The sequence below is a fragment of the Vibrio sp. V19_P1S1T109 genome (assembly GCF_002241375.1).
GTDB classification, from domain to species: domain Bacteria; phylum Pseudomonadota; class Gammaproteobacteria; order Enterobacterales; family Vibrionaceae; genus Vibrio; species Vibrio anguillarum.
On record NZ_NDIM01000373.1, the window covers coordinates 1 to 3820 of the forward strand.

General features: G+C 44.4%; 4 protein-coding genes and 1 pseudogene. 2 read left to right on the forward strand and 3 right to left on the reverse strand.

The features are described 5' to 3' along the window. Window positions 1-300 precede the first annotated feature (300 nt). Window positions 301-1839, forward strand: a complete 1539-nt coding sequence (mltF, locus tag B9J87_RS17130) for a membrane-bound lytic murein transglycosylase MltF (protein WP_094151899.1) — start codon at window positions 301-303, stop codon at window positions 1837-1839. A 209-nt stretch (window positions 1840-2048) separates the two neighbouring features. Then, window positions 2049-2183 carry a hypothetical protein gene (locus B9J87_RS17965; protein WP_254917022.1) on the forward strand — a complete coding sequence of 45 codons (135 nt, stop codon included), beginning with the start codon at window positions 2049-2051 and terminating at the stop codon, window positions 2181-2183. Window positions 2184-2220: 37 nt separating this feature from the next. On the opposite strand, the gene tadA is transcribed toward B9J87_RS17965, so the two are convergent. The 3 genes and pseudogenes from tadA to B9J87_RS17145 all read right to left on the reverse strand — a co-directional run. Then, entirely contained in the window at window positions 2221-2736 is a 516-nt protein-coding gene (gene tadA / locus B9J87_RS17135) for a tRNA adenosine(34) deaminase TadA (protein WP_170888572.1), read from the reverse strand. A 20-nt stretch (window positions 2737-2756) separates the two neighbouring features. Continuing rightward, window positions 2757-3548 (reverse strand): annotated as a pseudogene (locus B9J87_RS17140) (LysR substrate-binding domain-containing protein); the annotation flags it as partial. 8 nt (window positions 3549-3556) lie between these two features. Then, on the reverse strand, window positions 3557-3820 hold a 264-nt coding region (locus tag B9J87_RS17145), incomplete at its 5' end, for a transposase (protein WP_141201591.1).

Genomic DNA, 3820 nt, shown 5'->3' on the forward strand with positions numbered 1-3820 from the left:
CTTATACAGTGGGTTGAGGTGTAATTGGAATGAATTCAAAATCATTAAAATACAATAAGTTAATAAAAGAAAACTGAATACATACCAATTTCACCTCGTGATTTCGAACGCATTATAAAGGAATTCTTTTTGTGACGTAACACCAAAAGCAACCGTTTGCGTCATTTTTTTTGTCAAATTTGAAATACAGCCACATTAGCGTGGTCGCCGACACTTTTTCATCCGTTTTTGATCTGAAACTTTGCCAATATGGCCGCCTTTGATATAAAGGCAGTAATTGATGTAAGAGATCGCTCATAAATGCCAAAGTATTATCTGATTCAGCTTCATCGCTCATTGTCCATTTTCCTACTCACTCTTTTTGTAGTCGGTTGCCAAATCGATTCAGATCCTAAAAGCGAGCTTGACCATATTCGTGAACGTAGCGTATTGCGAGTGGGTACGTTGAACAATCAACTCTCCTACTACATTGGCCCAGATGGCCCTGCAGGGCTGGACTACGAACTAGCACGCGAATTTGCCAATCAGCTTGGGGTTAAACTAGAGATGAAACCCGCTTATCGGTTGTCTAGTCTCTTTCCTGCACTGAAAAATGGGGAAATCGACGTTGTTGCAGCGGGGTTAAGTCAATCGAATCAACGCTTGAATGAGTACAGAACAGGGCCCGCTTATTACTATGTCAGCCAACAAGTCGTCTATAAGAAAGGCAACTGGCGTCCAAGAAATTTAAAACAATTACTGGAAAAACAACCGGAACTGATTGCTGGTCATGAAGGTGACAGCGTTTTTTCTATCGTGAATGAATCCCACTTTGAGAATACACTCAGCGACATTAAACAGATCTACCCAGAGTTTCAGTACAATGTGAATAATAACGCCGACGTTAACGACCTTTTAAAACAGGTTTCGAATGGCGAACTGCTATTTACCATGGCTGATTCGGTCGAAGTCTCGCTGTCGCAGCGAATCTACCCTGACTTAGCCGTCGCCTTTGAATTAACTGAAGATCAGCCTATCGCTTGGTATATGCGTCGTTCTGAAGATGAAAGCTTATACGCCTTGATGATTGAGTTTTTTGGCAACCTTAAACAATCGGGTCAATTAGCGGCCTTGGAAGAGAAATATATTGGTCATGTGGGCACGTTTGATTATGTCGATACGCGCGCCTTTATTAGAGCACTCGATGTCCGCTTACCAAAATGGGCCCCTCTTTTCCAACAATATTCTGACGAGTTTGATTGGCGATTGATTGCCGCCTTAGCTTATCAAGAGTCTCACTGGAATCCGTTAGCTAAATCCCCCACCGGGGTCCGCGGTATGATGATGTTGACTCTCCCTACGGCAAGAAGTGTTGGTGTCGCCAATCGACTCGATCCGGAACAATCGATTCGTGGTGGTGTCGAATACCTGCGTCGGATGGTACAGCGTATACCAGACTCCATCCCAGAACATGAGAAAATTTGGTTTGCTCTCGCTTCCTATAACGTCGGCTATGGGCATATGATGGATGCAAGACGCTTAACCAAGCAACAAGGTGCGAACCCTGATTCATGGACTGAAGTCAAAGAACGCCTCCCTCAACTGAGACAAAAAAAATACTTCAGCCAGACTCGATATGGCTACGCGCGAGGTGACGAAGCCAAGGCCTACGTTGAAAATATTCGTCGCTATTATCAAAGTATTATTGGCCATGTTGATCAACAAAAGCAGATAGACAATAGTTCAGGTACTGATGATTTGGTTGTGATCAGTATTGAGGAGGAGGAGGCCGCGTTAGAAGCGATGGAATCGGCCGATGAGGCGCAGGATAATCAGTATCTCGACCCCGTAGCTCAATAAGCATAACAATAGCTAAATCTTCCACGTTGAACAAAAATCGCACACTTGATTTCCAAGTGTGCAGCCCATACATCAAAACGTGAAAAAGATCGTTTCCTAAGTTTCATATTATGGTAACAATCCTGCACTATAAAGGCAGATTAAGATTGTCATAAGGCACCCTAAACCATTAGGGATCATTGTCAAAACTCAGCAGTAGGAGGTTGTTTATGCTTAAACGTAAAAAGCTATCAAAACACCTTAATAAAACGGTGGCAGCGAACCGTCGTAAACGTATGTTATCCAATAATAAAAAGAAAATTATCTGGCGTAACCGTGCATTTATGCAATTAATCTCTGCTTAACCTTCAGCGGCAAACATCTACTCAAAGTGGATGTTTGCTAAAGCCCATCACTCTGTTGCTTATTCCGCTGTTTTTCTGCCTGTATCTCTGCGCGTCTTCGTCTAAAAAAAGATTGCAGTTGCTCCCGACACTCCTCTTCTAACAATCCTTTATCGACCGTCGCGTAATGATAGGAGGCTTGGCTTTCAAATAAATTCAGCACCGTACCGGCCGCCCCAGCTTTGAGATCTGGAGCGCCAAAGACAATCCTTTTGACTCGGCTATGCAGCAGTGCGCCTGCGCACATTGGACAAGGCTCCAAAGTGACGTATAAGGTAGTATCAAGCAAACGATAATTTTGTAACCGTTGACCTGCTTGACGCAAAGCCTGAATTTCAGCGTGCGCTGTCGCATCATGTTGACCAATAGAGGCATTCCAACCTTCAGCAATGATTTCGCCATCTTTAACAAGCACAGCGCCCACAGGCACTTCACCTGCTTGTTCTGCAAGATTGGCAAGCGCGATGGCTCGGCGCATAAACTTTTGATCTTGAACGGTAAACTGTGTATTCATATATCCTATTTTCTCTTTCACTAGCCTTTGCCGTTAGCGGACGATAGCCGTTCTGCCAGAAAATCCACCAGCAGCCTAACTTTTGAGGACAAATGGCGATTTTGTGGGTATAAGGCCCATACACCTTCACGATCATCTCGGTACTGATGTAGCACTTCTTGCAACTCACCCGAGAGCAAATACGGCTCTACATAATAGTCGGGCAATTGTACAATTCCAATCCCTTGCAACGCGGCATTCAATAACGCCACACCGCTGTTGCATTTAATTTTTCCTTTAACACCGATTTCACGAGAGCGTTGCTGATCCTTAAATCGCCAATAGTTCATAGTGCCTTGTAAACATTGGTGATGAACCAACTCTGACAATGAATAGGGGGTGCCATATTTCACCAAATAGTCAGGGCTAGCGCAGACAAACAGTTGTCGGTTGGATAACTTTTTGCCAATAAAACTCGAATCATCTAACTGACCTAATCGTACGGCGACATCAATTCCTTCCGCAATCAGATCCAATTTTTGGTTAGTGAGTATCAGTTCCAACTCCAATTGAGGATGTAACTGCAAAAACTCATGCAGCAAAGGCGCGACTTTCTGCTCACCATAAGTCACCGGAGCGGTCACTTTCAGTAAACCTGACGGCGTTTGCTGCATCTGCGTGACAGCAAGATCAGCCTGCGCTAAGCCTTCAACCAATTGCCGACACTGATGATAATAGAGTTGACCCGCTTCGGTCAGGGAGACTCGCCGCGTGGTACGTTGCAACAACTTTACCGCCAAGCGCTCTTCTAATAGCGCAATACGTCGGCTGACATTCGGGTTCATCCGGAAAATCGATACTTCGCCTCATGACTGGCTTTGATTTTTAACTCAAAAAATTCCCAATCACGATACCCATAGGCGACTTTGTTCAGCGTCTTTATTCGGTTGTTCACACCCTCTACTCGACCACTACTCATCCTTTTATCATAAAATGCCAATATCCCATCCTTATGCTTCCTCAGGGTCTTAGTAAACTTCTCTAGCATCACAATGCCTGAGTGGTTCGCTTCATCTATCCAGCTTTCTAGCCATCTCTCACCCTC